Consider the following 26,054-nt stretch of genomic DNA (forward strand, 5'->3'; position numbering starts at 1 on the left):
AATCGGGCCACTTAGTGGAATAATGAAATGAAAAGGGTAGGTGGTTTTTTTTGAAGTTCATCTCCTTTACTGCTATGTAAAGCATTGGATTTAATCAAAAAGTAAACAACTTTCTTGAATCTTATCCTGAAATTGAAGTGATTGATATTAAATATACTGCTAGTTTTGGAAGTGTCTATGTAGCTATTTTATATCGTTGATAAAGGCTATTAGTATGCCACAATCGGCTGCCTTTCATGGCAGCTTTTCTTATTAAGTAATGGAATTAACTACTTCCGTGAACGGGTGTTATGTCTACTAAAGGTGTTTTGCGAAGCAGAACGTCTCAATAAATCGAATATTTTACATTTAGCATTGGCTGATTTTATGGGTAAATTCAAAAAAAACGAGTGATTTGTTTTCACCTGCTTATCGTTTAGGTAAAATGGTATATTTATTCAACTCAATGCTGTATATGGCGTCCAGAGGACCGTAAGGGTCGTTTTGATTGTTCCTCGGGATTTACCCCTTGAAACGTGTTGGAACCAGCTTTGATTTTGGCCTTTCTGTCGATGGTTTAATGTATTTAACTAATAGCCTACGTGAGATTGGTCCAACAATTAGTAACTGCGATGGTATCGCCACAATAATGTTTAAACCAACTGTTTTAAGGTATGCCGTGAAAATTGAACCTTCTATTCCTGTCATGAACGCCGTTAAAATAAGTCCATATACTGACATAATAAGAACCATCATAGGGACCATACATAAAGCAAGTGCCACAATAAAGTTGGTTTTTTTCGATTTATCATATGGTAGTGATAATGCCATTTTTTTTGCTTTCGGTTCAACGAATGACTCCGCGATAAAAGCGACAACAAATGTTATGACAAATTGAATCGCTGCACTCCCTACTGTATACGATGAAAATCCGTGTAAAGCTGTGTTGTAAACTGACATAATCAGAACCATTCCAAAACACATGAATAGTCCGAAAATAATGCCTTCTTTTTTATTACTAGGCAAATAAAAACATCCTTTCGCATAGAGATTAAATATAATGATATATGCCTAGATTTTTTTACGTAAGTGACGTTTTTGTGAACCTTTTTAGACAATGTTAAATTAAACTGTTATTTTGACGTAAAAAATAGAGTTGTACATAATGTATTGAAATAGACAGTTGCATTATTTCTGGCGGGGTATGTAAGTATTCGCAGTTTTTTCTTATTGAGTAATGGAGTTGAATTCTTCCATGAAGGTGAAGAGTTGATTATTGATGAAATGGCAAGCGATGATCCGAATCTCCAGCTACAAGCAACTATTGTTATTATGGATTTCAGAAAAAAGGAAAGTAGTATTCTTAACAACTGAACAAAATATAAAAAACAAGGTCAGACCTTATGTCAAGAAGTCGTGTATATTGGACGTATGGAATAACTCTCAGATAAATCGACCCGTTTGTCTGAGAGTTATTCCGCAAATGGGCCATTTAACTGATGAAAATAGCTTCTAAGGAGTGATTTTAATGGAGACCCAAAAACTAAATGATTTCCTCAATGAGTTAGAGGAAAGAAAAATATTTTATAGACTGAGTAAGGTCAGAAGTGAGGCAATTATGGTGGAGGTTGCCGTTCCAGGTCAGCGTTGGGAAGTTGAATTTATGGACGATGGTTCAATGGAGATTGAAAAGTTTATAAGTGATGGTGACGTTTTGTATGACGAAAGCGAATTAAAGAATCTATTTGAGAACTTTAGTGATTAATAAAGCTAATAACTTCGTCACAAACGGGGGCAATTCTGGAATAAAGGTTATGCCGTTAAATGGGCCATATTATAATAAAGGTACAACGCATAAAGTTTGGGGTTGCTAGTAGTAGATGAAGAATAAAGTATACATTATCTGTTGTTTATTATTTATTCCGCTGGAAATCTATTTTATAATTACAAATTACTCGAAGGGGTATCCATTTGCCGTAAATGTGCTTTTATTGGTGGGTTTTCTAGCACTTTTATATTTATTAAGTGGAAAAGAGAATAGGGATGCAAAATAAAATATTGAGAAATGAAAAACTGATAGATATAAACAATCGGGTGCAATACTTGAATAAGGATTAAGCCCTTAAAGGGCCATTTTGCTGAATATGAATTTGCTATTTATTTCGCATATAGGGTCTAAAATTATATTAGGATAGGTGGAAAATGATTTCAGTTGTTAGAAAATTAATGTTAAGGGATTTAGAGATTTTTCGCTTTTTTAAAGATAATGTAGCATTAGCTTATGTCATCATCGAAGATACTCGGAAACCTTATACAGAGGAAGACAAAAAGCTAGATCCTCTTTGTTTCTTAGACGAAGAAGACTTAAATGAAATAGTTAATGTGTTTAGAATTTACTTTTTAAGTGATGAGCCTTTAAAAAGAGATGATTCCGTTATGTTAAGAGAGTTTTTCGGGTTATTAGTTAACAATAGTTCTTTTACAAATTACATTATACAAGAATATGTAGATGTAAAATTATACGAGTATGCAGACGACATTTGCAATACTGAAACTTATCAAAGGATGTTGGAGGTCGTGGGATCTTCATACAGAATCCGAGAAATCAATACTGAAAGTTGGTTGCATTTATCTCAAGACTAATCCATGGAAGACACGATTAACAAATTCCAACTGAAACTATCAAGTCCTTTGGTCACCGACACCAATGCAAACGGGTGCAATTCTGGAATAAGGATTTGCACCCGTTCAACAATAGGGCTATAGATTGTTAAACAAGCCGAAGTAAAATTTATAAGATATAGGGGTAAAAAAATGTATAGTCCGAAATGGAGTAAAGTAAAAAAACAATTAAAAAGTTTCACCTGTGATTCATTAAAAGGTCGGATTGACTTTCATATTATTAATTATCGCAAAGCCCATGACCAGTTGGGAAGGGCTGTTATTACAGTTGATAAAAAAGAAATATTAAGTATGTGTACAATTACTGCCGAAAGAACAATGTATAGAAAAGACTGTGATATTAGGGAAAAACAAAATATTGAATATGATATCGATGACCAAAAGTTAAATTTGGGTGTTGGATTGCAAGCTCATGAAGTAATTAAAGCAGAAGGAATCCTAGCGCAATATGATTTTTTTGATGCATTAGAAGAGTTCTTGAACTCTCCAATAGAAGCATCTTTAAGGTCACATGATGTTGTTACAAAGATCCTTACTTTAATTGACAGACGAGTAGGAAAAAGGACATTACAGAAACTCAATAGCTCTATTGAAAGTGAGCATGAAAGTATTAAATACTTTTTCAAATTGAGGTGTGATGCCGAAGGGGTAAGTTTCGATTAAGAAGTCTTGGTTATTCTGGAATCGGGCGCGATTGTGGAACATGGTTTATTCGTAGTCGCTTAGTTGATCGGAGTGGAAGCCGGCGACTCCGGGAGGATCAGTGGGACAGGTGAAACACCTAGCGAGCGAAGCGAGGAGTGTGGTTCACCGCCCGCCCTCCGGAACGCGTCCGGCTGCAACGTAGATCAACGGGTTCGAATCCCAACTGTCAATTAGTAGTGGGATCGTAGGACTTACAAATTAACTCGGTTAGTACAACTTACTTTATTTACACTAAGCCATTATTAAAAAGACATGCAAAAAACCGCTAATTCATATACGAATTAACGGTCCGCTTTATTCTGCATTTTGTAACAGCTATTACTTCTTCTCATCAATATGAAGAGTTTTGTCATCTGCAAACTCTACATCCAACTTAAACTCGTCATACCCATCAAGACCGTACCACTGTAAAATGCGATCAATCGCTTCATCTTTAGTCGTTCCACTATCAATCAAAATCTCCATAAACATCTTATGCATATCGTCAATCGCTTCATTACCTTCGAGATCCACTTCCTGGAACTCGTTGACATACTCTGCGTCACCAGGCTTTACATCCTCATAATCCGTTTCAATTTTCTTGCCGTCTTTCTTGATCGTTAAATCGAAATCCGTGAAACCGTACCCGTCACCCGTGTTCATTGTACTGCCTTCACCCTCGTCTTCAATGCTAACCGCAGCATCATTGTCCGGTGCCTTGTCTTTTGACCCGCAACCTCCGAGAAGTAAAATAGATGAAACTCCTGCAATAGATAATATTCGCATTACTGACATAAGCGCCACCCTTTCTAAAGTGTATACTACTTGTATTATCACCTTAAAACAGTAAACTTAAACAAAAAAGCGGATCTCTTTGTAGGTAGGAGAGAAGGGTAATTAGTGATACTTGCGCTCTAAGATCGAACCGAGCATCTGTCGAATCGGTAAGACTTGTCCGCTTGGTAGTCGAACTCTTCCGTGATAATAGCCGACATGTTGGGTAATTGACATTTTCCTGACGAGATAGTGATCAAGCGTTGGGCATTGGAAGAATGGTTTAAACGTCAATTGGATATCATCTGAAAACTTCGTTTGGATCTTCCAAGCACTTTTCGGGTCTGCTTTATTGCTTTTAAATACTACATCCTCATGAAATTTATGCATCGTGCCTTCCACAAAGACAGCATTTTCCGTTAGCCCTGTACCATCTGTCCAACTACCACCAAAATTTAAACCGACGCGTTTACCGCTTGTACGTTGAGAGGCCATTGCCCAGTCCCAATTCGTTCGGGCATGCCACACACCACGACCATAATCGTGGACCGCGAAACTATAATACGGATTGAAATCATAGCGTCGATCACCAACTCGTACATATCCGCCAGTTGGCATAATAGAGTGTTTGGAGGTGAAATGGAATGAGTCTCGACTTTTCGGGATGACCACATTCAAAGATTCATCTTTCTCGGGATGAATAATATGCAAATCCGCATGCAAGACTTCATTATCGAAATCAGGAATGATAACGGATAAATGCGTTTCACCTTGCATGTGGACGAGTTGAATCGTAATATCGTCATGCACAAACTTAATACTTTCGAGTGCCTCTTCAGGCATTTTTATACGTCTTCCAAAAGGTAGGGTTACATGTTTTTCATAGAATCGCTGTGTTTCATAGTTGAGTATGTAAACTAGACAAATAACTTTATGATCCAAGTGTACAATCGAGGCAGTCAATAAAACGTCTTCCCCGTAAATGCACCAATTATTCCAACGCTTCTTTTTCATAAACTGTCCTCTTAGATTGCTTCTCACTAAAGGGCTGCGTGCGTATCCTATTGATTCAGGATTCAGAAGCCCCTTGGAGTCACACAGAGATACAATTTCAGACAACTCCTTTTCTTCATGTTGCATGACGTTAACCACCTTTCTTGCCTATTGTCTTTTAAACGAACAGTTGATATACTCTATATTGTATCAGATATGAGGGGCATTAGCTCAGCTGGGAGAGCGTTGCGCTGGCAGTGCAAAGGTCAGGGGTTCGAGCCCCCTATGCTCCATAAAGATAGTAGCGGCAGTTCTTGAGAGAAATCTCTAAGAACTGTCGCTTTTCTTATTGGAAAGGATACTATTTCTTACTATATTCCCCTTTACCATGCAGAATGAAACTATTTACTATTGTATAATTATTCATTATAACGTATATTAAATGATATAGGAAGTAACCATTATAAGATCTTGTCCAATATATGTAGTATGCAAGCAAACGTATACATATACTTGTAGACAGTTGTTAGTCAGTATCTTATAATTGTATTAATTTAGAATATTTATACTAGTGAAGAGAGAGAAGGGGAAATGTATGAAGAAGATGTTTACAGCACTATTACTAATCCTAGTATTGGTCGTTGCGGGATGTAGTAGTAACGACGGAGGAGCAGGGTCAACAGAGAAATCCACGTTGAAGAATATTAAAGACAACAAAAAATTAGTAGTTGGAATTGCACCAGGTTATTTCCCTTTTGAAATGAAAAGTATTGAAGGCGGGTTTGTCGGCTACGATATCGACCTAGCCAACGCGGTAGGTGAAGCGTTAGATACGGAAGTAGAATTTAAGCAATTTGCATTTGATGGATTAGGACCAGCTTTGCAAATAGGTGAAGTGGATATGGTCATCGCAGGTATGACGATCCGTGGAGACCGTGCACTGTCCATTAGCATGTCCAATCCTTACTATAAAACAGGTCAGGCAATCATGGTACCGGCTGCGAGCAAAGGGATCAAGTCATGGGAAGAACTTGACGTCAAGGGCAATAAAATTGCTGTAGGTATCGGAACTACGGGCGCGTTGCTTGCGAAGTCACAGTTCAAAAATGCGGAAGTTGTAGATTATGAAGATTTCCCGTTGGCAGCTACAACAATGGGTTCAGGTCAAGCGGATGCAGTCGTTTATGATGAACCTGCTATTGCGGTATGGCGCTTAGAGCATGAAGGGGAAGTTCACCAGCTCGAAGGTTTGTTGTCCGCAGAAAACCTAGGGATTGCAGTGAAGAAAAATGATTTTGAAACGATTCAATGGTTGAACTCGTTCTTGCATAGCTATGTGGATAGCCCGGAAGAATTGGAATCAAGAAGTCGCTGGTTTGAGGAAAGCGACTGGCTAGATAAGGTTTCGGGCGAATAATATGGGTGGCTATGAATATGACTTCAGTGTAATATCGCAAAATATGGATATCTTTATTCAAGGGGCGCTGAAAACACTCGAAATTTCAGCAATCGCATTATTGCTGGCTATTCCGCTCGGTATTATCATCGGAATGGGCCGGATTTCCCGCAATGGATTTATCCGTATTCTTTCCTCAGCCTATGTAGAAGTCATGCGCGGTGTACCGTTGTTAGTACTATTGATTTGGATTTTCTTTGTACTTGGTCAATTTTTGAAACTCGGTTCCTATTGGGCATCGATTATTGGTCTAGCTGTCTTTACCGCAGCATTCATTGCAGAAATCGTTCGTTCAGGAATACAAGGTGTGCCAAGAGGGCAGATGGAAGCGGCCCGTTCGTCAGGTATGACCTACTGGCAGGCAATGCGCTTGATCGTCTTGCCACAAGCATTCCGACGAGTTCTACCGCCACTTGCTTCACAATTCATCATGCTAATTAAAGATTCATCTTTGATCTCGGTTATCGGTGCAACGGAATTGACGTTGAATGCGAAGAACCTCGTTGCCACTAGTATGCGTTCCATTGAAGTATGGACTTTCATAGGTTTCGTTTACTTTGCCATGACGTTCACGTTATCCATGATCATTCGTGCGATCGAACAAAAGTTATTAGCGAGAGAAAATTCATGAAGCTTGATGTGAAGGAGTGCCAGATATGATTTCCATAAAACATGTGAATAAAACATTCGGTATGAACCAAGTGCTGACGGATGTCTCGCTTGAAGTACCTAAATCAAACGTAGTGGCCATTATAGGCCCAAGTGGAGCAGGAAAGTCTACACTAATTCGCACGATCAATGCGCTCGAGCCGATCGATGACGGAGAAATAGTAGTAGACGGCGTTTCCATCCACGATAAAAAAGTGAATATTAATAAAGCGCGTTCTGAAATCGGATTCGTTTTCCAAAGCTTTAATCTCTATCCTTTCCTGACGGCGTTGCAAAACGTTACACTTGCGCCGATCAATGTAAAAGGACTAAGCAAAAGTGCGGCGGAGGAGCGAGGGAAGGAGTTGCTGACTTCACTCGGTCTTGGCGATAAATTCGACGCGTATCCAAACCGATTATCTGGCGGGCAGCAACAACGTGTCGCCATAGCGCGTGCGCTCGCTATGGATCCACAAGTCATGCTTTTCGATGAGCCGACATCCGCACTCGATCCTGAGATGGTTACGGAAGTTCTCGATGCAATCCGTAAACTTGCTGAAAGTGGTATGACGATGGTCGTCGTGACGCATGAAATGGGCTTCGCCAAAGAAATTTGTGACGAGATCATCTTTATGGCTGATGGCAAAGTCGTGGAACAAGCAACACCTGCCAAGTTCTTCACCAATCCCGATTCTGAACGTGCCCAAAATTTTTTATCAAAAGTATTACATCATTAATTGAACGTCCCTCGTTGTCATATGATATGGCAAGGAGGGATTTTTTTGTACAATCGACAAGCGGCAGTAGACTATGCAGATAATTGGTGGAACAGCAGAAACCCTGCCTTCCCAAGTTTTGAAGATGACTGCACGAATTTCATTTCACAATGTCTGTTAGCAGGTGGAGCACCGATGCACGGACAACCAAACCGAGAAAAGGGTTGGTGGATGCGTAAAGGTACGTGGAGCTTCAGCTTTACCGTCGCTCACTCGCTGCGCTGGTACTTGGCAACTTCTACAAAAGGGCTGACTGCAACTCAAGTAAAAACTCCCCAAGAATTACAGATTGGCGATATTATTACGTATGACTTCCATGGAGACGGCCGTTTTGACCATACGACGATCGTAACTGCCATGGACGGGGAAAATCCACTCGTCAATGCCCATACGTATAACGCGTATCATCGCACGTGGGATTATAAAGACTCCTATGCTTATTCGCCAAATGCGAAGTATATCTTCTTCAAAATTAATGATCACTTCTCATAATTATCCAGTTCTGCATCAAAGTGTTTCTCATAGCCTCTAGCAACAGACTACTAAGTTAGGGTATAATGAAAAACAGATACTTAGTGCAAAGGAGAAGGTTGAGTGTGAATGAACAAGCATTATCGGTAAGAGAGGCCATTGTTACACGGCGCTCTATTAAGAATTTTAACGGACAACCGATCGAACCAGAGATCATCCCAGAAATTATAGAAGACGCTGTTTGGGCCCCAAACCACGGAAACCGTAACCCTTGGCGATTGATCGTAGCAACAGGTGAACAGTATGAAGAGCTTTTGGACGTCTTGAAGGAGTTCGGTGTAGCAAATTGGAAACAGCTTTCTGACGAGGATCTCGAAAAACAAATGAAGAAGTTCTCGACTGCCAGTGCAGCTGTATTCGTCATCGTACCTGAAGATGTACGCCAAAAAGAGCGGCTGGAGGATTATGCAGCAGCGAGCATACTGATTCAGAATATCCAATTGCTTGCTTGGGATAAAGGAATCGGTACATGTTGGAAGACTCCTCCATTCATCGACAACCCGAAATTCCGCGAGCGTCTAGGTATAGAGTCAGGCGAGCGCATCATCAGCATGTTGCAGTTCGGCTATTTCGATACATCACCAAAAGCCCCACCGCGTAAGCCAGTAGAGGAAATCATTACGTACTTTGGCAGTAGTGACGACGAAGAAGAGGAATCTTGAGAGCGGGAAATTACTGCTCTTCAAGTAGATATACTAGTGAAATGAAATGAAAAACAGGCCACCCCTTTGTAGGGCAGCCTGTTTTTTTTGAATGGATGAAGAAGAAGAAGGGGGCTCTATCAAGACCCCGCAAACGCACTATCCGGCACGCACGCGCTTACTCCATCCGGTCGAACGCTCTATCTAGCACGGCAAGCGCTCAATCCATCCGGTCAAACGCTCTATCTAGCACCGCACGCGCTCACTCCATCCGGTCGAACGCTCTATCTAGCACGGCAAGCGCTCAATCCATCCGGTCGAACGCTCTATCTAGCACGGCGAGCGCTCAATCCATCCGGTCAAACGCACTATCCGGCACGCACGCGCTTACTCCATCCGGTCGAACGCTCTACCTAGCACGGCAAGCGCTCAATCCATCCGGTCAAACGCTCTATCTAGCACCGCACGCGCTCACTCCATCCGGTCGAACGCTCTATCTAGCACGGCACGCGCTCACTCCATCCGGTCGAACGCTCTATCTAGCACGGCGAGCGCTCAATCCATCAACGTAAACGCTCAACCGCCACGTTCGAGCGCTCAATACAACCCCGCGAACGCTCAATCCATCAACGTAGCCGCTCATCAATCACAATTAATCAATCACAACCCAAGCTTTTCAATCTCTCCATAATAACTACCGATGACACGTAGTCCTTTATCGAAATTTTCCAAGTGGAAATGTTCATTCGGAGCGTGGAAGTTTTCTGTATCCAGTCCAAAGCCCATCAATACGACGGGGATGTTAAGGATTTCATCGAACGCTGCAACGATCGGGATCGAGCCACCACCGCGTGTATAGACGGTAGGTACGCCATATACTTGCTCATACGCTCTGCCAGCCGCTTGGATGACTTCGTGGTCGTATGGAGTTAGGTAAGGTTTACCTTTATCAAATTCAGTTACCGTGACTTCACAGCCAACTGGTTCGTGTTTCGCAATGTGCGCGCGTAGTTTTTCTACGATTTCATCCGGCTCTTGATCTGGGACTAGACGACATGTGATTTTTGCTCCTGCTTCGGAAGGGAGGACGGTTTTAATACCTTCTCCTGAAAAACCACCGAATACTCCGTTGATCTCAAGTGTAGGACGTGCCCATGTGCGTTCCGTGTACGTGTAGCCTGGCTCGCCAGTTAATTCTTTGACACCGACTTCTTTTTTTACTGCTTCTTTATCGAAGTCGAGAGCTGCCCAACCTGCGCGTTCTTCTTCAGTTAGGTCGCGAACTTGATCATAGAATCCATCGATCGCAATCGTTCCTTCAGCATCACGGAATGAAGCTAGTATTTCGACGAGTGCGTGGATTGGGTTTTGAACGCCACCACCGTATAGTCCGGAGTGCAAGTCGCCTTTAGGGCCTTTCACATCGATTTGTACGCCGGCTAATCCGCGCAGACCGTAGCAAATTGCGGGTTGTCCAGGTCCGTACATGCCTGTATCAGAAATGACGATGAAATCTGCCGCTAGTTTGTCTTGATTATTTTGGATATATTCCTCCAAACTCGGGCTACCGATCTCTTCTTCGCCTTCAATAATAAGCTTGACGTTAACAGGAAGTTTGCCTTCAACATTCATTAATGCCTCGATCGCTTTACTATGCATAAACACTTGCCCTTTATCATCGCTTGCTCCGCGTGCATATAATTTATTATCACGGATTGTTGCTTCAAATGGAGGTGTTTCCCATAAGTGAAGCGGATCAACAGGTTGCACGTCGTAGTGGCCGTAGATCAGGATGGTCGGCTGCCCCTCAGCATGCAACCAGTCTGCATACACAACGGGTTGTCCAGCCGTTTTTTCAATCGACACGTTCTCCAAGCCGATATTTTCGAATTCATTCGACAACCAATCCGCTGCTTTTTGCATATCCGATTGATGTTCGGAAAGTGCGCTGATGCTTGGAATTGCCAGGAAGCTCGTTAACTCTTCCAAGTGGCGGTCACGGTTGTTTGTGAAATATTGGTCCAATGATTGCAATGAAGTCATAGTAAGCCCTCTTTTCTTTGGATATTTTCTATTTCACAGTATAGCAGAAATTCGTGATGGTATAAGGTTTAAACGCTTACGGATAAGGGAACCGAATGATAAAAGTATACGTCCTATCTGTATGTTGCATTAACGATTCAGTTTATATGTATGATATACTTACGCAATAAGAAATGTTGGATTCATGGCAATAATATACGATGAATGATGACAAATAAATGGAGAAACGTTGGAGGAGACGCAATTGTTTATTGCACTGGGACTATGTTTGATTTTGTCCTTCTTTTTATCGGGAAGTGAAACAGCTCTGACCGCTATCAATCGAATGAAAGTTCAATTGCGAGCAGATCAGGGAGACATTAAATCGATAAAATTGAGAAAGTTAATTTCCAAGCCGGACCGTATGATTACGGCTATCCTAATTGGAAATAATGTTGTAAATATTCTAATGCCGACGATTGTGACGATGATTGCAATCGATAAAGGATTGAGTATTGGATTACTGACCGGGATCTTAACGGTTATTTTGATTATATTCGGTGAAGTATTGCCGAAAACGATTGCTGCAACATTTGCGGATCGAATTGCGTATATTGTAGCGCCACCTATTTCGGTGCTCGTGAAGTTATTGATTCCATTGACGTTGGTTTTATCGTTGTTTACCAATTTCTTCGTTCGCTTAATTTCTAAAGGAACGGTGACGGAAGCCACTTTAACAAAAGAAGATGTGCGTTCCATGGTAGACATTGCGTCGACAGAAGGTACATTCGGTCAAGATGAATCAATCCGTCTAAAGGGTATGCTAGATTTCCGCGATAAAGATGTTAGCGATGTAATGGAAACACACCGTACAGATATTATTTCACTATCGATGGATTCGACGTACGAAGATGTACGTGACGTCGTATTGCAGTATTTCTACACTCGCTATCCGGTATACGAAGAGAGTATCGACAAAGTGGTCGGTATTTTTTATTCGAAAATGTTAATCGAGTGGTCGATGTTTCCTGAGCGGTCATTTGCGGATGTCATTGATCGCCAGCCTTTGTTCGTCGTGCAGACAGCAAGTGTAGAACTTGTATTTAAACGTATGTTGACGCAAAAGAAACATATGGCGATTGTGCTAGATGAATACGGTGGGACACTTGGAATCGTGACGCAGGAAGATATTATTGAAGAAATGATTGGGCAAGATATAGAAGACGAAACAGATGTTGAAGAAGAGTCAATGGTTTTCGAAAAAGAAGAAAATCATTTAGTCTGTCAAGGACGGTTAGAGATCGAAGACGTTATTGAACTACTCGACATAGAGTTGCCAACAGATCACGATACTATCGGTGGATTTGTTTTTCAGGAAGTAGGTCATATTCCAGAAGAAGGCGAAAAATTCAATTATAACTCGTTGTTGTTTGAGATTGAAGAAATGGACAGGACGCGTATTTTGCGCCTAAAGATTACGAAGTTGGAACCAAAAGAAGAAGTCATAGAAGCGTAGGATGTGTCAAGTAACCTTACACAATTGTAAGGTTACTGAAAGAGAAAGCGATAGTTCGGAATGTGTTTGTCGGTGATAATAAGGGTACCAGTTACAAAACGGAGGCTACTTATTATGAAAAACGACTTAAACGCATTATACGAAGAATATGGACGCTATATATATCACTTATGTCTAAAATTGACTCGCAATAAAGAAGAAGCAGAAGATCTCATGCAAGACGTATGGGTAAAAGTAGTGCGCTACCGCGGTGAAATGAGTGAAGTTAACCGCATGAAGGCTTGGTTGACGACAATTTGTATGAACACATTCCGCGATCGTTACAGAAAAAATGTACGTCACAGTCAATACGTAATGAATCAACCTGATACATTAGACGTTCCGATCTTGGATTTGGTTCCCAGTAATGCGAAAACTCCTGCCGAATTGATGGAGCAGAGTGATATTTCCGAGCTTGTGCAACAAAAAATTGGCGAGTTGGACGGTATTTACCGCAAGACGATTGAGTATTTCTATGTGAATCAATATTCGTTAGTGGAGATTGCAGGATTGATGAGCGTATCGATCGGTACTGTGAAGTCTCGCTTGTTCCGCGCGAAGAAGTATTTGAAGGAGTTGCTCGTACAAGACGAAGCAGCCCATGAATATGTAATGGCTTAAGCTCACACTTGCTGTGGGCTTTTTTTAATGGAGGAAGAAGGGATGAAGTTCAAGGTCGGGAACATTTCCTTCATGGGTAGTGAGTTTGTGAGTACGAGGGGATGGAAGCTCCAGCTGGCGGACGCTTTCCCATGGGCCTGCGGGAGTCGTCGCCATCTTCCGCTTCAATCCTAGGTAGAGAGTGGTTGGAGGTAGTTCACTCACTCATTGCCGATAGTGTATAACTCCGTGTTGTTTTGAACTTATTTTAAATTCAAGTATAGTTCCACTTTAGAACTACTTACAATCCTATGTTTACTGGACTTCAAAAAGTATTTTCCTCTCGCATTGCAAGGGATTGGAGCGGCAGGCGGCGACTCCCGATGGATCAGCTCGAAAGGAGAGACAACCAAAAGGGAGCTTGCGACCTGGTTGGCTCACCGAGAGCCCATGGGAAAGCGTCCGCCTAGAGCGCAAATCCCCACCCCAACACAACCGCCAGCCTTACTAATTCTAAACTCCAAAAACAACCTCCATCAGCAATACCTGATAGAGGTTGTTCGTGTTTAATTCGTCGCTTCAGCAAGCTGCTTATTCAAATCTGCGAGGCGCTCTTCCATTCTAGAAAGGCGTAGCTCTGCGTTCTCGATCATCTTCACATGACCCGTCGACTCCAACTTCTCCATATCGCCCTGCAAGCTGATGTAGTCCATCTTCAGCTCCGCGATCTCTTGCTCCAACTGATCCTTTGTCATAAGGGAAAACTCCTATCATATGTTTTCCTTTAGTGTAACATATTCTGTCTGGTGCGTTTAGGAAACTCTAGCAAGTAACGGATCGCCTCAATTACCTTTTCGTTACTCGTACCGACATCGATCTGCAACTGCTTTTTGATCGCGCGTTCCTTGCGTGCGTCATGCAGTAACGGTTCCATGATCGCGTTTAGTAAGTTCGACTGGGTCACTTTACGGCCAAGGCCGAGGTGGGTAAAGCCGTTTCGTTCGGTTGGAAAACCAAGGTTTGATTCGAACTCGTTTTGGGCAAGTACAATACAAGGTACACCAATAACAGCTATTTCATAAGGCGTATAGCCCGCATCGCACAGAACCATATCGGCTTGTGAGAACAACTCTGCACGGTTGTCTGGGGCTTGGACGACTTTTGTGTTCGGTCGGCTCAATGCCATCATTTGGATTTCACTCACATCATGTTTATAATTCTTTCCTAGTAGCACCATAACAGATAAAGGAATTTGCAATTGCTTTAAATGCCGTAACGCACGAAACGTGAGATTGCCCGGATCTTCATCACCGAATGAAATGACAAGTTGCGAAGAAGACGGGGATTTTCTCTTTAAACCGGCATGCCGAAAAGATTCTAGTGAAGCGTCTGCCATGAACGTCTGAGGCCCCACGATATAGTGGTCGTCATTCAGTTCTTGAGTTTCCGGATACAGCGTCTGAATCACCCAGTCTGCGAATTGTCCGCCATCACCAAAATCATCGAAATGTAGAATACTAGGCACTAGTTCATGAATTTTGGTCATTTCTTCCTTATAGCTTGGACCACTGTCGCGAATCAAAAGATCAGGCTGAAGTTTGCCTATTAATTTAATGAATGAAGAAGGACCGATTACTTTATGGCATGGGAATTGTTCGCTTGGAACTAGTGTTTCTTGATCGTATAAAAAAATGATTTGTGCTTCACTTTTTAGCGTGTTTGCCAGTATTAGTGCACGGCGTAAAGGATAACTTCCCTTACCTTCAGTTATGGAAAGATAGATCACGATTGTTTTTTGGACTTGTTTTTCGATAGGAACCACCCTTTCTGAATCTGCTCGTTCCTCTTACCCTATGAAAAACCGGAATAGTTTATTACAATGGGAAGAAAGCGATTCGGAAAGGCTTGGAAGAGGGAAGGAGGCGATCAACCTAATGTTCAATTCATTGATTATGGATTTGATGTTGGTCGTGTTAATTGGCGTAGCATCGCAATGGATAGCTTGGCGTACGAGGATGCCGGCGATTGTCGTGATGGCAATTGCGGGGCTATTAGTTGGACCGATTTTTGGTTTGATCAATCCGCAACAATCCATGGGAGATTTATATTCACCCATCATTACATTCGCAGTGGCTATTATATTATTTGAAGGCAGTTTGAACCTTGATTTTAAAGAAATTAAAGGATTTGGACGTCCCGTTGCGAGAATCGTAACGTTCGGTGCGTTTATCGCGTGGATTGCAGGTTCACTTGCAGCTCACTATATCGCAGGATTGTCATGGGAAGTGGCATTCATCATTGGAGGACTATTTATCGTCACAGGTCCTACTGTGATTTTACCTCTTCTTAGACAAGCACGGTTAAAACCCCGTGCAGCCGCCATATTGAAGTGGGAAGGAATTGTCGTCGATCCATTCGGCGCCCTTCTAGCAGTATTTGCATTTGAAGTCATCAAGTTCATCAATAGTGAAGTAACAGCCAAAGCGATGTTGTTGTTCGTTGGTGCTTCGTTGTTCTCCGTACTTCTAGGTTGGGGAACGAGCCGGATTCTAGGTACAGCATTTGAAAAAGGTTGGGTACCGGAGTATTTGAAAGCTCCGATTTTATTCGGCCTTGTGTTATTTGTCTTCGTATTATCTGATGAGATTATGCATGAGACGGGGTTATTGGCTGTTACAGCGATGGGGATGACGATGGCTAATATGCACTTGACTACATTAGAAGATATCCGCAATTTTAAGGAGAATATTTCGGTATTGCTCATCTCAGGAATTTTCGTCATGTTGACGGCGTCTTTAGACCCGCATATCTTGATTGAAATTTTGAATCCTAAAATTATTCTATATGTACTCGCGATGCTATTTGTCGTCAGACCTCTGTCGATATGGGTATCAACAATCGGTACGGATTTGACGAATCGTGAAAAAACACTCATCGGGTGGATTGCGCCACGTGGTATTGTAGCGCTAACCGTCTCAGGCTATTTCGCGACGATATTGCTTGAGAATGGTTATAAAGATGCGGAGCTGTTAACCGCTTTGACATTCGCACTCGTGTTTGCGACTGTTGTCGTACATGGTTTTTCAATTGGTTGGCTCGCAAAGAAACTCAATTTGGCCACGCCGGAAGAATCCGGTGTAGTACTGATCGGAAGTACAAGGTTTGTAGCAGAACTTGCGAAGAATATTAGTAACGCCGGTCATAAAGTTTTAGTTATGGAGGGCTCATGGGGCGGTCTGTCCAATGCACGTAAGCTCAGTGTGCCAACGTATATGGGGGATATTTTATCCGAGCATACAGGCTATCATTTAGACTTGACGCCATATCGTTATATTTTGGCGATGACCAAGACAGATTCTTATAACTCGCATGTCTGCGCCGATTTCACACCGGATCTAGGACGGGACTTACTCTTCCAGACGACCACACATAAACGAAGTGCAGGTCAACAGTTTAATCTGGCAACAGGGCAATTCTTGTTCACGCCGAACTTGTCCATCCATGAACTCGACGAACGTATCAACCAAGGGCACGTATTCCGTAAGACGTTGCTGACGAAACAATACAGCTACACGCAGTACTTACGAGAACGCGATGACCAATCGATCTTGTTGTACATCATACGGGCAAATGGAGAAATGGAATTCTACACGGCAGAGAAAGAACTAAAAGCACAAACAGGGGATACAATCGTAGCGTTGTCGACGTTGAATAAAACAATCGAACGTACAATTGACCGACTGGAAGAAAAGAACGGCAAAGCGACTGTGCCAAAAGAAGTCGTCGAAACGAAGTTCTTAGAAGATACACCGAATGAAAAACCAGCGATACCAGGCGAAACACCACCGAAGATTGTGAAAGATTGAGTGGTTTGAAATATAAAGTAAGGTACTCGTGTTAAGTGACATTTATCGGTGTTCATTGAAGTTGAGATTGTGATTGTTTCTTTGTGTGAATTTGACAAGCCCTTGAACTTAACCAAGTTCAAGGGCTTTGCTTATTCATGCACTGTCTATAGTGGCAGATCTATTACTTCCATGATGAATGTAGGGTTGAAGAGGAAGCTGGGGCGACTGCGGGAGTCTCAAGCCACGCCCTCCGGAACGCGTCACCAGCTGGAGCTCCAATCCCGTGCACTCTGAAACTAGCCAGTAGCGTTGTTTGTTCATATAGAAAAAAGGGTATCTATACTACACATATTCCCATAACAAAAACTAGTAAATACCACCCGCCTTACATATCCATCTGGTATGAAATGCGTACCTATCGGACAAAATGAAATCAACAATTTGAGCGAATCCAATCTTTTGTTGGATTGGCACTTCGCGCGCTACTGCGTAAACTAATCATACTAGATACATATGTCGAAAATATCTATTCGGAGGTGATACCATGAATGCTGTAATAGGGTTTGCGAGCGCCGCCGAACAACTACAGCGGTATGACGCGGTCCGTAGAAAGAATGCCGAAAACGCCTATGAACGCCAAACGGAATTCCGTGAACAAGTCCAAAAGACCAAAGGCGATCTAGCCGCATTGTTACGTGGAAACACACAACCGATTGAAAAGTCTGATGAAACGCAACAAGATTTCCAAAAACTTGGCGCAGGCCAGATAAAAAATATTTCAATTCCGCTCGGCAATAATTTAGATGAAACGATCGATCTCTTGCGTAAAGTCCGCAAAGAGGCATACTCTGAATCACCGCCAACGACTGCGGATTATCAGCTAGCTAGTAATGCATCAGCGAAAATAACACAAGCTGAACTTCAATTAGCATTACATAATCGCGCCAAAACGATTCGTGATCAAATGGGTACAGTCGACAGCACCGCAGCGAATGACAGAACGAATCGTATGCAACAGCAATATAGCCATGCATTTTCCATCTATCCAATACAAAATCAAGCTAGAATGAATCAATACGAGATGGATCAGCCACAAATGAATGTCAGCGTTTGATCTGATTCGGTTGAAAACGAAGCCCGTTTTGCTGGACCCCAGTGAATGGGCTTTTTCGATGATATCTAATCGGTTAGCTTTCTATCCAAACGAAGAGAAAGGGAGTCACACATATGTCAAAGAAGAGTAAGTTACCGAAAACCAATGCAATTCGCCTGATCGAAAGCGAAGAGATTCCATTTGAAATCCGTAGCTATCAAACGGATGACGGACATAATGATGGTGTTTCGGTTGCGATTAAAACGAATGAACCGGTCTCTACCGTTTATAAAACACTCGTTGCCATGGCGAGCAAAACAGACCTACTCGTTTTTATCATTCCTGTTTCAGACGAGCTAGACTTGAAAAAGGCAGCCAAAACGGCAGGCTTTAAAAAGGTTGAAATGCTTCCAATGAAAGAATTGACGAAAGAAACGGGCTATGTCCGTGGCGGTTGTTCACCAATTGGCATGAAACGGGAGTTGCCGACATTCATTGACCAACAAGCTGAAACGCTCGATTATGTTTATGTGAGTGCAGGCAAAGTCGGTTTGCAAATGAAATTAGCGCCACAAGATTTGGCGCAAGTCGCAAAAGCACAATTTAGTGATCTCGTAAAGTAAGTCCATAGCAACTTTGTCGATTTCTGTTACAATGGATCAATGAAGACACTGACGATTAGAAGAAAGAAGAATGTATATGCGTAATTTATTAGCTTGGCGATGGATATTTTTCATCGGTGGCATGATGATCATGTCGCTTGGCATCTCGTTGATGATCAAAGGTCAGCGGCTTGGAATTGCTCCTTGGGACGTGCTCCATCTCGGTTTATATCAAAACTTCGGATTGACGATAGGGTCGTGGAGTATTATATCGGGTTTTGTTATCATTTCGGTCACGTCGATTATTTTGAGGGAATGGCCAAGATGGGGTACATGGCTTAATATGTTGGTCATCGGATTATTTATCGACTTTTTCAACTGGCTTATACCTGATGTCACTTCGTTGACTTTGCAGATTATTTGTTTCATTATCGGTGTATTTGTCCTATCTTATGGGGTGGGAATATACGTATCGCCGAATCTTGGGGCTGGACCTCGTGATAGCTTGATGTTGTTATTTGTTGAAAAGTTCGGCTGGAGCCTTCGATTGGTACGAACTACGATAGAAGCCATAGCCACACTGATCGGTTTCTTACTGGGCGGACCTGTAGGGATCGGTACATTGGTTGTCGTCCTATTCTCTGGTCAAATTATTCAAATTGCTTTGCCGCAATGCAAGAGAATGTTACTGAAAATCACGCATCAAACGGATGAAAAAGTTTTATTACACTATAAAGGAGCATAAGCCCACTCGGCTGTGCTTTTTTTATTTGCCTAAACATATGATGAAATGAAGAAAGAAAGGGTGGTCATTATATACGGACATATAACAGAATATATGGGAACGGCTTATACAGGACAAGGCGTGCAGCATAAATACGAAGAGTTGCTCGCGGAATCAAAGAAGACGATATTTTTGAAGTGTTTGCCTACCCATTCCTTATCGCAAGTACTCAATGACTTGGCGGTCTATTTCGTCAACAGGGGCTATAGTGTAGATCGCTTCATGAATCCTGGACATGTGGATAAAACCGATGCGCTTTTTATTAAAGGACTGGAACTGTTGATCTTGCAAGCATCCCATCCGGTTTCATTCGAACCGACAGATCTTGGTAAGCGACATAAAGTCTTTTGCTTCTATGATGTCTATCATCAAGATCAATTACTTGGACGGCATGACGAAGTGAGTGTGTTGTTGAAAGAAGAGCGAACGCATTTCGGTCAGTCGTTGAAAGAGTTAAAACGAGCCAAAGCAATCCATGACGAATGGGAAGCAGTCAATATCGCTCGCATGGATTGGCCTCGCCACGAGGAGATTACGGAAGAATTAAAGCGAGAAATATTTAAGACCATTGAGTTAACCAAATCAGCTCACGTCTCGCATCGCATTGTCGGTTCATTATCAGCTGGTAGCGCACATGACTTCATCCCGTCGATCACGAAACGTACGAAACGTCGCTTTCTAATCAAGGGATTACCGGGCACAGGTAAGTCGACGATGATGCGTGCGCTAGGAGACGAAGCACAGCGACGGGGTCTAGATGTGCTATACGGTTGGTGCGGACTGGATCCAGCAAGTATCGACTTAGTCCTATTTCCGGAGCTATCGGTGTGTCTGTTTGATTCGACGCAACCTCATGCTTACGATGCAGAAAGTCCACGCGACGAATTAGTAGATATCGTGCCGTTATGCGCAGAAGATGAAGAAGCAGAAAAGCAAATCGATGATATTCGACGCCGTTATCAAGCAGTGATTGGGGAAGCGGGCAGTCAGATGAAAGTCGCTGTGCAATCACAAAATAGCGCAAGAATCCAAATGGACCGTGCGTTAAACGTAGAAGTATTTGAGAAGAAATTACAAGATCTCTATGCCTTTATTAAAGCATTTGAAGAAAAGTAATGGCGTATAAAACACAAAAAAACCGCAGACTCTGCGGTTTTTTAGTTGAATTTATGAATATAAAAGGCTTCGTTATACAACCAGTCAAGTGCATCTTTGTCATTTGCAGCCCATCGTTTTTCCATGTCAGGTAGCATCCAAACTGTCTGAGAGGCATGTGCGCGTAATGCGGCAATCTTTTTATCTGCTACATTCGGTGTTTGGTGTACAACATGCGGCTCACCGAGTTGGTTCAATGTATCATTATCGAATGCTTTCATGTACAGTACCGGTCGATTCGCTTCTGGCATACGGCTCATTGCTTCAATCACGGCTACGCCTGTTGCGTTGTGGTCGGGATGTACAGCAAGCGTCGGGTGGAATGAGATAACTAAAGAAGGAGTTAATTCTTCAATGAGATCGGTCATCATTTTAACGAGTTTCTCTGGATCTTCAAATTCTATCGTTTTGTCGCGAAGTCCCATCATTCGTAAATCTGTCAATCCCATCGCATCACACGCATCCAGCAACTCTTGTTTCCGGATTTGCGGTAGGGTTTCACGGTTTGCGAAAGGAGGATTTCCAAGATTCCGTCCCATTTCGCCAAGTGTCAAGCAAGCGTAGGTAACGGGTACGCCCATTTCAATATATTCTGCAATTGTACCGGCAATGCCGAAGGATTCATCATCAGGATGAGGGAATACAACGAGTACGTGTCGTTCTTTTTGCAACATCAAAAAATCTCCCTTCTTAATAAGCAAATGGCGTTTCACTGATCTCAAGCGCAACCGCTAGTTTTCCGTCCGGTCCAAGCCCCGCCATCAGTAAACGATTATGTTCGTCAAGTGTATAGTGCGTGATTCCTTGTGCGTAAATCCAGCCACTCGGCAATTTCAGACCGATGCGGTGAGGGGATTCGCCTGCCACTTTTCCCAGTTCATAGCGGATGATGACATTACGAATAAACGCGCCCGCATTAAAAAATCCTTCTTGGAAATGAGAAGCATACGATCCATTTGTCGTTTCCAAATGTATGTAGACATCTTTATTGGCAAAGGAGTCCAGTAACTCCTGTAAATGTGTCACGTCAACAGTTTCCATACTCATCCTCCTAAATCGTGCAATCTTTCTATTTAATATTATATAGATATTGCCGTTTGAATGCGATTAGACGGCTCACAAAAAAGTCAGGAATACACCTGACTTGTAAGCAATTCATTATACTTCCTGCAGCTCAACTTGCGGCACGTCGAACTGATTTTTCGCACCGTGCATGACAGGTCCTACATACTCATTGAGCTTCCAGCCATGCGCAATAGCCGCTGTGACAAACTGCTTCGCTTCAATGACCGCGTCTTTGATTGCCAACCCATTCGCCAAATTTGCTGTAATAGCTGCTGCAAACGTACAGCCTGCCCCATGATTATGATACGTATCGGATCTTTCTGCTTTCAGTAACGTAAACGTCAATCCGTCGTAGAATAAATCTACCGCTTCCTCATGTTCGAGTTGTTTGCCGCCTTTGATCACGACATTACGTGCACCCAGTTCATGAATTTTTTGTGCCGCTACTTTCATATCGTCAATGGTCTTCGGTGTTTTCATAGAAGCTAATTGTCCCGCTTCAAATAAATTCGGCGTGACGATTTCTGCTTTTGGCACGAGATATTTAATCATCGCATCCGTATTCCCAGGATTCAATACTTCATCTTCCCCTTTACACACCATGACGGGGTCGATGACTACATGATCCAAACCGGATTCATCAATTGCCTGACCTGCTGTCTGAATGATTTCTTCCGTGCTCAACATGCCTGTTTTGATAGCATCGATGCCAGTAGATAACGCCGTTTTCAATTGTGCTTTCACGACGTCGATTGGCAATGAATAGACATTATGTGACCAATTCTGATCGGGATCCATCGTGACAACTACTGTTACTGCTGTCATGCCATACGTACCGTGTTCTTGAAAAGTTTTCAAATCCGCTTGAATACCCGCACCGCCTGAAGTATCCGAGCCTGCAATCGTCAATGTTTTCTTCAATGCCATAATAAAACGTCTCCTTCGCTTACTAAAATTTCTTGTTACTTATAGTATACAACTAATTGTCGAAATACAAACAACTCGGGTATGATGAAAGTCTAGAAAGCTTGTAATACGTACTGGTTTTGCTAATGAAACCTATTATTCGACAGAACGTACAAATAGAAACCGAGTGTTTGATTAAACGAGAGGGTGTGAGCCATGAGTAAGCATGAATCGTCTAAGAGAGGGAATAAGGAAATAACGGAGGCTGATGCGCAAGCAGCCGTAACATTCGCTGGACGAAAAAAGACTAAACGGAAGCGTAGGGGAGGACTTTTCGAACTCGCTTTCACTTTATGGTCTTCGTGGAGAAAAACCTATATTTTATTACTTTTGATTATGGTCGCCGCACTTATAACCTTACCAATCGCAGGTTTTTATTTAATGCAACTGGGCTCTACTTTTACAGAACAAAAAACGGCTTTTGTTGAGCGTGTCCAAGAGCTTCAACAACTAACAACAGCGGAAGCTTATACGAAAGTGCTCGTCAAACGCACCGACAATGAATTATTTGGCCAAAGCATCGGTGTCAATTTTCCTGGAACGAAGCGGAATTTATTAGTAATCATTCCTGGTTCCGTTAAAGCGGGGATTGATTTAAGTAAAATCACCGAGCAAGATATGCGGGTGGACGAAGAAGAAAAACGTATTGAGCTGACAATCCCGAAAGCTGAATTCCTCGGCGGGGCAGAATTGTATTTCGATAAAGTAGAAGTCTATTCTGTAGAAGGACTATTCCGTGGAAAAGCAGATATAAAGGAAGGCTATGAGCTAGCGAATGAAGCCAAAAAGCTGGTTTTAAAAGAGGCGTCCGAACAAGGCGTGCTGGAATCCGCTGAACAGAGTGCCGTAAAAACGCTGAAAGATATGTTTTCCTTCGCAGGCTATCGACTGGATATTGAATTTAAGGAGTGATGCATATGGTAGCAGAATTTCGAAATGATTGGGATCACATACTAAAAGATGAATTCGACAAACCGTATTATCAGGAATTGCGTACGTTCTTGCGTGGGGAATATACAAATCACATCATTTATCCGCAAATGACCGATATGTGGACAGCGTTTAAACTGACACCTTTTCAGGATGTCAACGTCGTGATATTAGGCCAGGACCCGTATCATGGGCCAAATCAAGCACATGGTATGAGTTTTTCTGTCCAGCCTGGCGTCAAGGTACCACCAAGTTTACGCAATATCTTTAAAGAACTGTCATCGGATATCGGGATGGATGTTCCCACTGAAGGAATGTTGACAGGATGGGCCGAACAAGGTGTATTATTATTGAATACTGTACTGACTGTGCGCGAAGGAGCACCGGCATCGCATCGTGGGAAAGGTTGGGAACGCTTTACGGACGAAGTTATTCGTAAACTGTCGATGCGCAGAGCGCCAGTTGTCTTCATTTTATGGGGGAGACATGCGCAGGAAAAAACGGCATTGATCAACCGCAGACGCCATGCGATTATCGAATCACCACATCCGAGTCCATTCAGTGCGTCTAGAGGATTTTTTGGCAGTAAGCCGTTTACTAAAACGAATGATTATTTACGAGAGTGGGGAAGAGAGCCGATTAATTGGGCAAAAACTACCGAGTGAATAAGTAGAGAGGAAGTGTGACGATGGCCGTCAATTGCTTCGACTGTATATTCTTTTATACAACATGGGATCCCGTAAGTCCGCGGGGCTGCAAGGCATATGGATTCAAGACGAAAATGTTGCCGTCTATAGTGGTTAAACGCTCGTCTGGTATGGAGTGTATGAAATTCGAACCGAAAAAGGGGATGAAAATACGATGATCACAGTTACACAATTGCTTAGTGAAATCGAACAACAAGTACGCTTGGCGAAACAAACGCAGGATGAAGCGGCACAAAGAGAAGCCATCTATGCTGTGCGAACGTTATGTAATGTCATGCTCAATGATGAAAGACCCTCTACACCGTCCATCCCGCAAGCCATGCAAATGAGCTCTGTTCATGCGACACCGATTACGTCGCTAAACGAGCAACCACTGCAGGAAGCGGATGCCAATGGAGAGTCATTGTTTGATTTCTAATAGCGCCACAAACCGTTCAAACACCTGTCATTTCTACGTGTTAGAATATGGTAGACTGAAAATAGATAGACAAGATTCGTTAGAAAGAAGGAATAATCATGCCGTTTTTTATTATCGCAGGAGCTATTAACGCCGCGATCGCAGTTGCATTTGGAGCATTTGGTGCACACGCATTGAAAGATCGCCTGTCCGAACATTACTTAGCCGTCTGGGAAACCGCGGTACAATATCAGATGTTTCATGCGATTGCCTTGCTCGCCATTGGTATTTTGATGAGCAGCACATTGCTTGGACCATCAACACAACTATCATGGGCTGGCTATTTAATTTTGGCCGGTATCGTGATTTTCTCCGGAAGTCTGTATGTACTCAGCTTATCTGGAATCGGAATCCTCGGCGCCATTACACCGATTGGCGGCGTTGCATTCATCGCAGGCTGGATCATGTTGATCATTGCCGCGGTAAAATTCGGAAGATAACAAAGGAAAACCGCTCACACATGATGAGCGGTTTTTTCTTATGGCGTTTGGTCGAAGTAATTTAATTCCTCTGGGAACTCCGCATAATCGAAGTAGATCATAGGGAATAAATAGCGTCGTCCTGTATTCGTTTCGCTGAGGATGACGTGATCGCGTCCTGCAGCTTCTACCATACCCGTAACAGACTTCGTATTCTTGCCTGCTTCTACCGCATGTTCAAATGAGAAATGAAAGACACCGGGTTTTCCTCTGTTAAGCCGTAAAATATTCTCGATGTACGACTGCTCTCTAAAAGGCGTATTTGGTGCGTTCCCCTGTACATTTGTTTGTGGCGGGACCATTTGTTGCTGGGCGTAACCGGGATTCCAATAATATTGAACCATTTCAACATCCTCTCCAGATCTGTTAGTTTTACTCGCGGGCAGTCTTGTTGGGCGAGGGAAAGGTGCGTTGCGTTTTGAAGTAGTCTGGTCGTTTCAGACGTTCTTCAGTCTGTGTAAGACGAGCAAGCGCATGTATCCTCTTTTTTGTTTTCGCGATGAAAGCTAAAGCAAAACCCCCTTGGTTGTATCTTATGTTGGAAGGCTGTTGGGTATGAATGGAGTTTTTGAAGAGGGGGAGGTTGAGGCACGGCGGAGAAGTTACCGTTACGTTGCGTTCCAGGCG

The 26,054-nt window shown here is 42.6% G+C and carries 31 protein-coding genes and 1 tRNA gene; 22 read left to right on the forward strand and 10 right to left on the reverse strand.

What is annotated here, in order from left to right; translation table 11 throughout:
• Nucleotides 1–501 precede the first annotated feature (501 nt).
• Entirely contained in the window at nt 502–1,005 is a 504-nt protein-coding gene (locus CSV64_RS07475) for a DUF2798 domain-containing protein (RefSeq protein ID WP_099634654.1), read from the reverse strand.
• 204 nt (nt 1,006–1,209) lie between these two features.
• Between CSV64_RS07475 and CSV64_RS16640 the strand changes: the two genes are divergently transcribed.
• The 4 genes from CSV64_RS16640 (at nt 1,210) to CSV64_RS07490 (ending at nt 3,324) form a co-directional block, all read left to right on the forward strand.
• Nucleotides 1,210–1,353, forward strand: a complete 144-nt coding sequence (locus CSV64_RS16640; RefSeq protein ID WP_158233035.1) for a hypothetical protein — start codon at nt 1,210–1,212, stop codon at nt 1,351–1,353.
• A 154-nt stretch (nt 1,354–1,507) separates the two neighbouring features.
• Nucleotides 1,508–1,744 carry a hypothetical protein gene (locus CSV64_RS07480; RefSeq protein WP_099634653.1) on the forward strand — a complete coding sequence of 79 codons (237 nt, stop codon included), beginning with the start codon at nt 1,508–1,510 and terminating at the stop codon, nt 1,742–1,744.
• A gap of 437 nt (nt 1,745–2,181) precedes the next feature.
• The gene (locus CSV64_RS07485; protein WP_099634652.1) at nt 2,182–2,622 is read left to right on the forward strand and encodes a terpene synthase; all 441 of its coding nucleotides are present in this window, start codon (nt 2,182–2,184) and stop codon (nt 2,620–2,622) included.
• Nucleotides 2,623–2,793: 171 nt separating this feature from the next.
• Complete coding sequence (locus CSV64_RS07490; protein WP_099634651.1) at nt 2,794–3,324, forward strand: SF0329 family protein; 531 nt, start codon at nt 2,794–2,796, stop codon at nt 3,322–3,324.
• 360 nt (nt 3,325–3,684) lie between these two features.
• Here CSV64_RS07490 and CSV64_RS07495 read toward each other — a convergent pair whose 3' ends face one another.
• On the reverse strand, nt 3,685–4,140 hold the full coding sequence (locus CSV64_RS07495) for a YusW family protein (protein WP_099634650.1): 456 nt from the start codon (nt 4,138–4,140) through the stop codon (nt 3,685–3,687).
• A 102-nt stretch (nt 4,141–4,242) separates the two neighbouring features.
• Nucleotides 4,243–5,259 carry a DUF2804 domain-containing protein gene (locus tag CSV64_RS07500; RefSeq protein WP_099634649.1) on the reverse strand — a complete coding sequence of 339 codons (1,017 nt, stop codon included), beginning with the start codon at nt 5,257–5,259 and terminating at the stop codon, nt 4,243–4,245.
• A gap of 73 nt (nt 5,260–5,332) precedes the next feature.
• Between CSV64_RS07500 and CSV64_RS07505 the strand changes: the two genes are divergently transcribed.
• The 6 genes from CSV64_RS07505 (at nt 5,333) to CSV64_RS07530 (ending at nt 9,185) form a co-directional block, all read left to right on the forward strand.
• Nucleotides 5,333–5,405: transfer RNA gene (locus CSV64_RS07505), tRNA-Ala, on the forward strand.
• A 302-nt stretch (nt 5,406–5,707) separates the two neighbouring features.
• Nucleotides 5,708–6,529: a transporter substrate-binding domain-containing protein gene (locus tag CSV64_RS07510; RefSeq protein WP_099634648.1), complete on the forward strand. Its 822-nt coding sequence runs from the start codon at nt 5,708–5,710 to the stop codon at nt 6,527–6,529.
• A 1-nt stretch (nt 6,530) separates the two neighbouring features.
• Entirely contained in the window at nt 6,531–7,199 is a 669-nt protein-coding gene (locus CSV64_RS07515) for an amino acid ABC transporter permease (RefSeq protein ID WP_099634647.1), read from the forward strand.
• Between the two features lie 25 nt (nt 7,200–7,224).
• Nucleotides 7,225–7,953 carry an amino acid ABC transporter ATP-binding protein gene (locus CSV64_RS07520; protein ID WP_099634646.1) on the forward strand — a complete coding sequence of 243 codons (729 nt, stop codon included), beginning with the start codon at nt 7,225–7,227 and terminating at the stop codon, nt 7,951–7,953.
• A gap of 45 nt (nt 7,954–7,998) precedes the next feature.
• The gene (locus CSV64_RS07525) at nt 7,999–8,484 is read left to right on the forward strand and encodes an amidase domain-containing protein (protein ID WP_233190454.1); all 486 of its coding nucleotides are present in this window, start codon (nt 7,999–8,001) and stop codon (nt 8,482–8,484) included.
• A gap of 104 nt (nt 8,485–8,588) precedes the next feature.
• Entirely contained in the window at nt 8,589–9,185 is a 597-nt protein-coding gene (locus tag CSV64_RS07530) for a nitroreductase family protein (RefSeq protein ID WP_099634644.1), read from the forward strand.
• Nucleotides 9,186–9,824: 639 nt separating this feature from the next.
• On the opposite strand, the gene CSV64_RS07535 is transcribed toward CSV64_RS07530, so the two are convergent.
• A complete protein-coding gene (locus tag CSV64_RS07535; protein ID WP_099634643.1) occupies nt 9,825–11,207 on the reverse strand; it encodes a dipeptidase in 1,383 nt (460 codons plus the stop codon).
• Nucleotides 11,208–11,451: 244 nt separating this feature from the next.
• Between CSV64_RS07535 and CSV64_RS07540 the strand changes: the two genes are divergently transcribed.
• Together CSV64_RS07540 and CSV64_RS07545 are read left to right on the forward strand one after the other, a co-directional pair.
• Nucleotides 11,452–12,702, forward strand: coding sequence for a hemolysin family protein (locus tag CSV64_RS07540; RefSeq protein WP_099634642.1), 1,251 nt, complete (start codon nt 11,452–11,454; stop codon nt 12,700–12,702).
• A 114-nt stretch (nt 12,703–12,816) separates the two neighbouring features.
• Complete coding sequence (locus CSV64_RS07545; RefSeq protein WP_099634641.1) at nt 12,817–13,362, forward strand: RNA polymerase sigma factor; 546 nt, start codon at nt 12,817–12,819, stop codon at nt 13,360–13,362.
• A gap of 545 nt (nt 13,363–13,907) precedes the next feature.
• Here the strand turns inward: CSV64_RS07545 and CSV64_RS07550 are convergent.
• Nucleotides 13,908–14,096: an SE1832 family protein gene (locus CSV64_RS07550; protein ID WP_085428085.1), complete on the reverse strand. Its 189-nt coding sequence runs from the start codon at nt 14,094–14,096 to the stop codon at nt 13,908–13,910.
• 29 nt (nt 14,097–14,125) lie between these two features.
• Nucleotides 14,126–15,163: a glycosyltransferase family protein gene (locus CSV64_RS07555; RefSeq protein WP_099634640.1), complete on the reverse strand. Its 1,038-nt coding sequence runs from the start codon at nt 15,161–15,163 to the stop codon at nt 14,126–14,128.
• A gap of 112 nt (nt 15,164–15,275) precedes the next feature.
• Between CSV64_RS07555 and CSV64_RS07560 the strand changes: the two genes are divergently transcribed.
• The 5 genes from CSV64_RS07560 to CSV64_RS07580 all read left to right on the forward strand — a co-directional run bounded on the left by CSV64_RS07560 (nt 15,276) and on the right by CSV64_RS07580 (nt 20,784).
• Nucleotides 15,276–17,207 carry a cation:proton antiporter gene (locus CSV64_RS07560; RefSeq protein WP_233190453.1) on the forward strand — a complete coding sequence of 644 codons (1,932 nt, stop codon included), beginning with the start codon at nt 15,276–15,278 and terminating at the stop codon, nt 17,205–17,207.
• 526 nt (nt 17,208–17,733) lie between these two features.
• A complete protein-coding gene (locus tag CSV64_RS07565) occupies nt 17,734–18,303 on the forward strand; it encodes a hypothetical protein (RefSeq protein WP_099634639.1) in 570 nt (189 codons plus the stop codon).
• Between the two features lie 113 nt (nt 18,304–18,416).
• Nucleotides 18,417–18,905, forward strand: coding sequence for a Cys-tRNA(Pro) deacylase (gene ybaK, locus CSV64_RS07570; RefSeq protein ID WP_099634638.1), 489 nt, complete (start codon nt 18,417–18,419; stop codon nt 18,903–18,905).
• Between the two features lie 76 nt (nt 18,906–18,981).
• Nucleotides 18,982–19,629, forward strand: coding sequence for a YczE/YyaS/YitT family protein (locus CSV64_RS07575; RefSeq protein WP_099634637.1), 648 nt, complete (start codon nt 18,982–18,984; stop codon nt 19,627–19,629).
• 45 nt (nt 19,630–19,674) lie between these two features.
• On the forward strand, nt 19,675–20,784 hold the full coding sequence (locus CSV64_RS07580; protein WP_143565204.1) for a hypothetical protein: 1,110 nt from the start codon (nt 19,675–19,677) through the stop codon (nt 20,782–20,784).
• A gap of 41 nt (nt 20,785–20,825) precedes the next feature.
• On the opposite strand, the gene bshB2 is transcribed toward CSV64_RS07580, so the two are convergent.
• From bshB2 to thiD, 3 genes are all read right to left on the reverse strand, one after another.
• Nucleotides 20,826–21,500: a bacillithiol biosynthesis deacetylase BshB2 gene (bshB2, locus tag CSV64_RS07585; protein ID WP_099634635.1), complete on the reverse strand. Its 675-nt coding sequence runs from the start codon at nt 21,498–21,500 to the stop codon at nt 20,826–20,828.
• Between the two features lie 13 nt (nt 21,501–21,513).
• Entirely contained in the window at nt 21,514–21,864 is a 351-nt protein-coding gene (locus tag CSV64_RS07590) for a YojF family protein (protein ID WP_099634634.1), read from the reverse strand.
• Between the two features lie 117 nt (nt 21,865–21,981).
• Complete coding sequence (gene thiD, locus CSV64_RS07595) at nt 21,982–22,815, reverse strand: bifunctional hydroxymethylpyrimidine kinase/phosphomethylpyrimidine kinase (RefSeq protein ID WP_099634633.1); 834 nt, start codon at nt 22,813–22,815, stop codon at nt 21,982–21,984.
• A 195-nt stretch (nt 22,816–23,010) separates the two neighbouring features.
• Here thiD and CSV64_RS07600 point away from each other — a divergent pair, with 195 nt between their 5' ends.
• The 5 genes from CSV64_RS07600 (at nt 23,011) to CSV64_RS07620 (ending at nt 25,388) form a co-directional block, all read left to right on the forward strand.
• A complete protein-coding gene (locus CSV64_RS07600) occupies nt 23,011–23,766 on the forward strand; it encodes a DUF4230 domain-containing protein (protein ID WP_099634632.1) in 756 nt (251 codons plus the stop codon).
• 5 nt (nt 23,767–23,771) lie between these two features.
• A complete protein-coding gene (locus CSV64_RS07605; protein WP_099634631.1) occupies nt 23,772–24,449 on the forward strand; it encodes a uracil-DNA glycosylase in 678 nt (225 codons plus the stop codon).
• A 23-nt stretch (nt 24,450–24,472) separates the two neighbouring features.
• A complete protein-coding gene (locus CSV64_RS16845) occupies nt 24,473–24,649 on the forward strand; it encodes a uracil-DNA glycosylase (protein WP_099634630.1) in 177 nt (58 codons plus the stop codon).
• Nucleotides 24,646–24,909, forward strand: a complete 264-nt coding sequence (locus CSV64_RS07615) for a YwdI family protein (RefSeq protein ID WP_099634629.1) — start codon at nt 24,646–24,648, stop codon at nt 24,907–24,909. Before CSV64_RS16845 ends, CSV64_RS07615 begins: the two co-directional genes overlap by 4 nt.
• Nucleotides 24,910–25,007: 98 nt before the next feature.
• Entirely contained in the window at nt 25,008–25,388 is a 381-nt protein-coding gene (locus tag CSV64_RS07620) for a DUF423 domain-containing protein (protein ID WP_099634628.1), read from the forward strand.
• A gap of 38 nt (nt 25,389–25,426) precedes the next feature.
• On the opposite strand, the gene gerQ is transcribed toward CSV64_RS07620, so the two are convergent.
• Nucleotides 25,427–25,771, reverse strand: a complete 345-nt coding sequence (gene gerQ / locus CSV64_RS07625) for a spore coat protein GerQ (protein ID WP_099634627.1) — start codon at nt 25,769–25,771, stop codon at nt 25,427–25,429.
• Between the last annotated feature and the right edge of the window lie 283 nt (nt 25,772–26,054).

The organism is Sporosarcina sp. P32b (assembly GCF_002743335.1).
In the GTDB taxonomy this organism is placed as follows: Bacteria; Bacillota; Bacilli; order Bacillales_A; family Planococcaceae; genus Sporosarcina.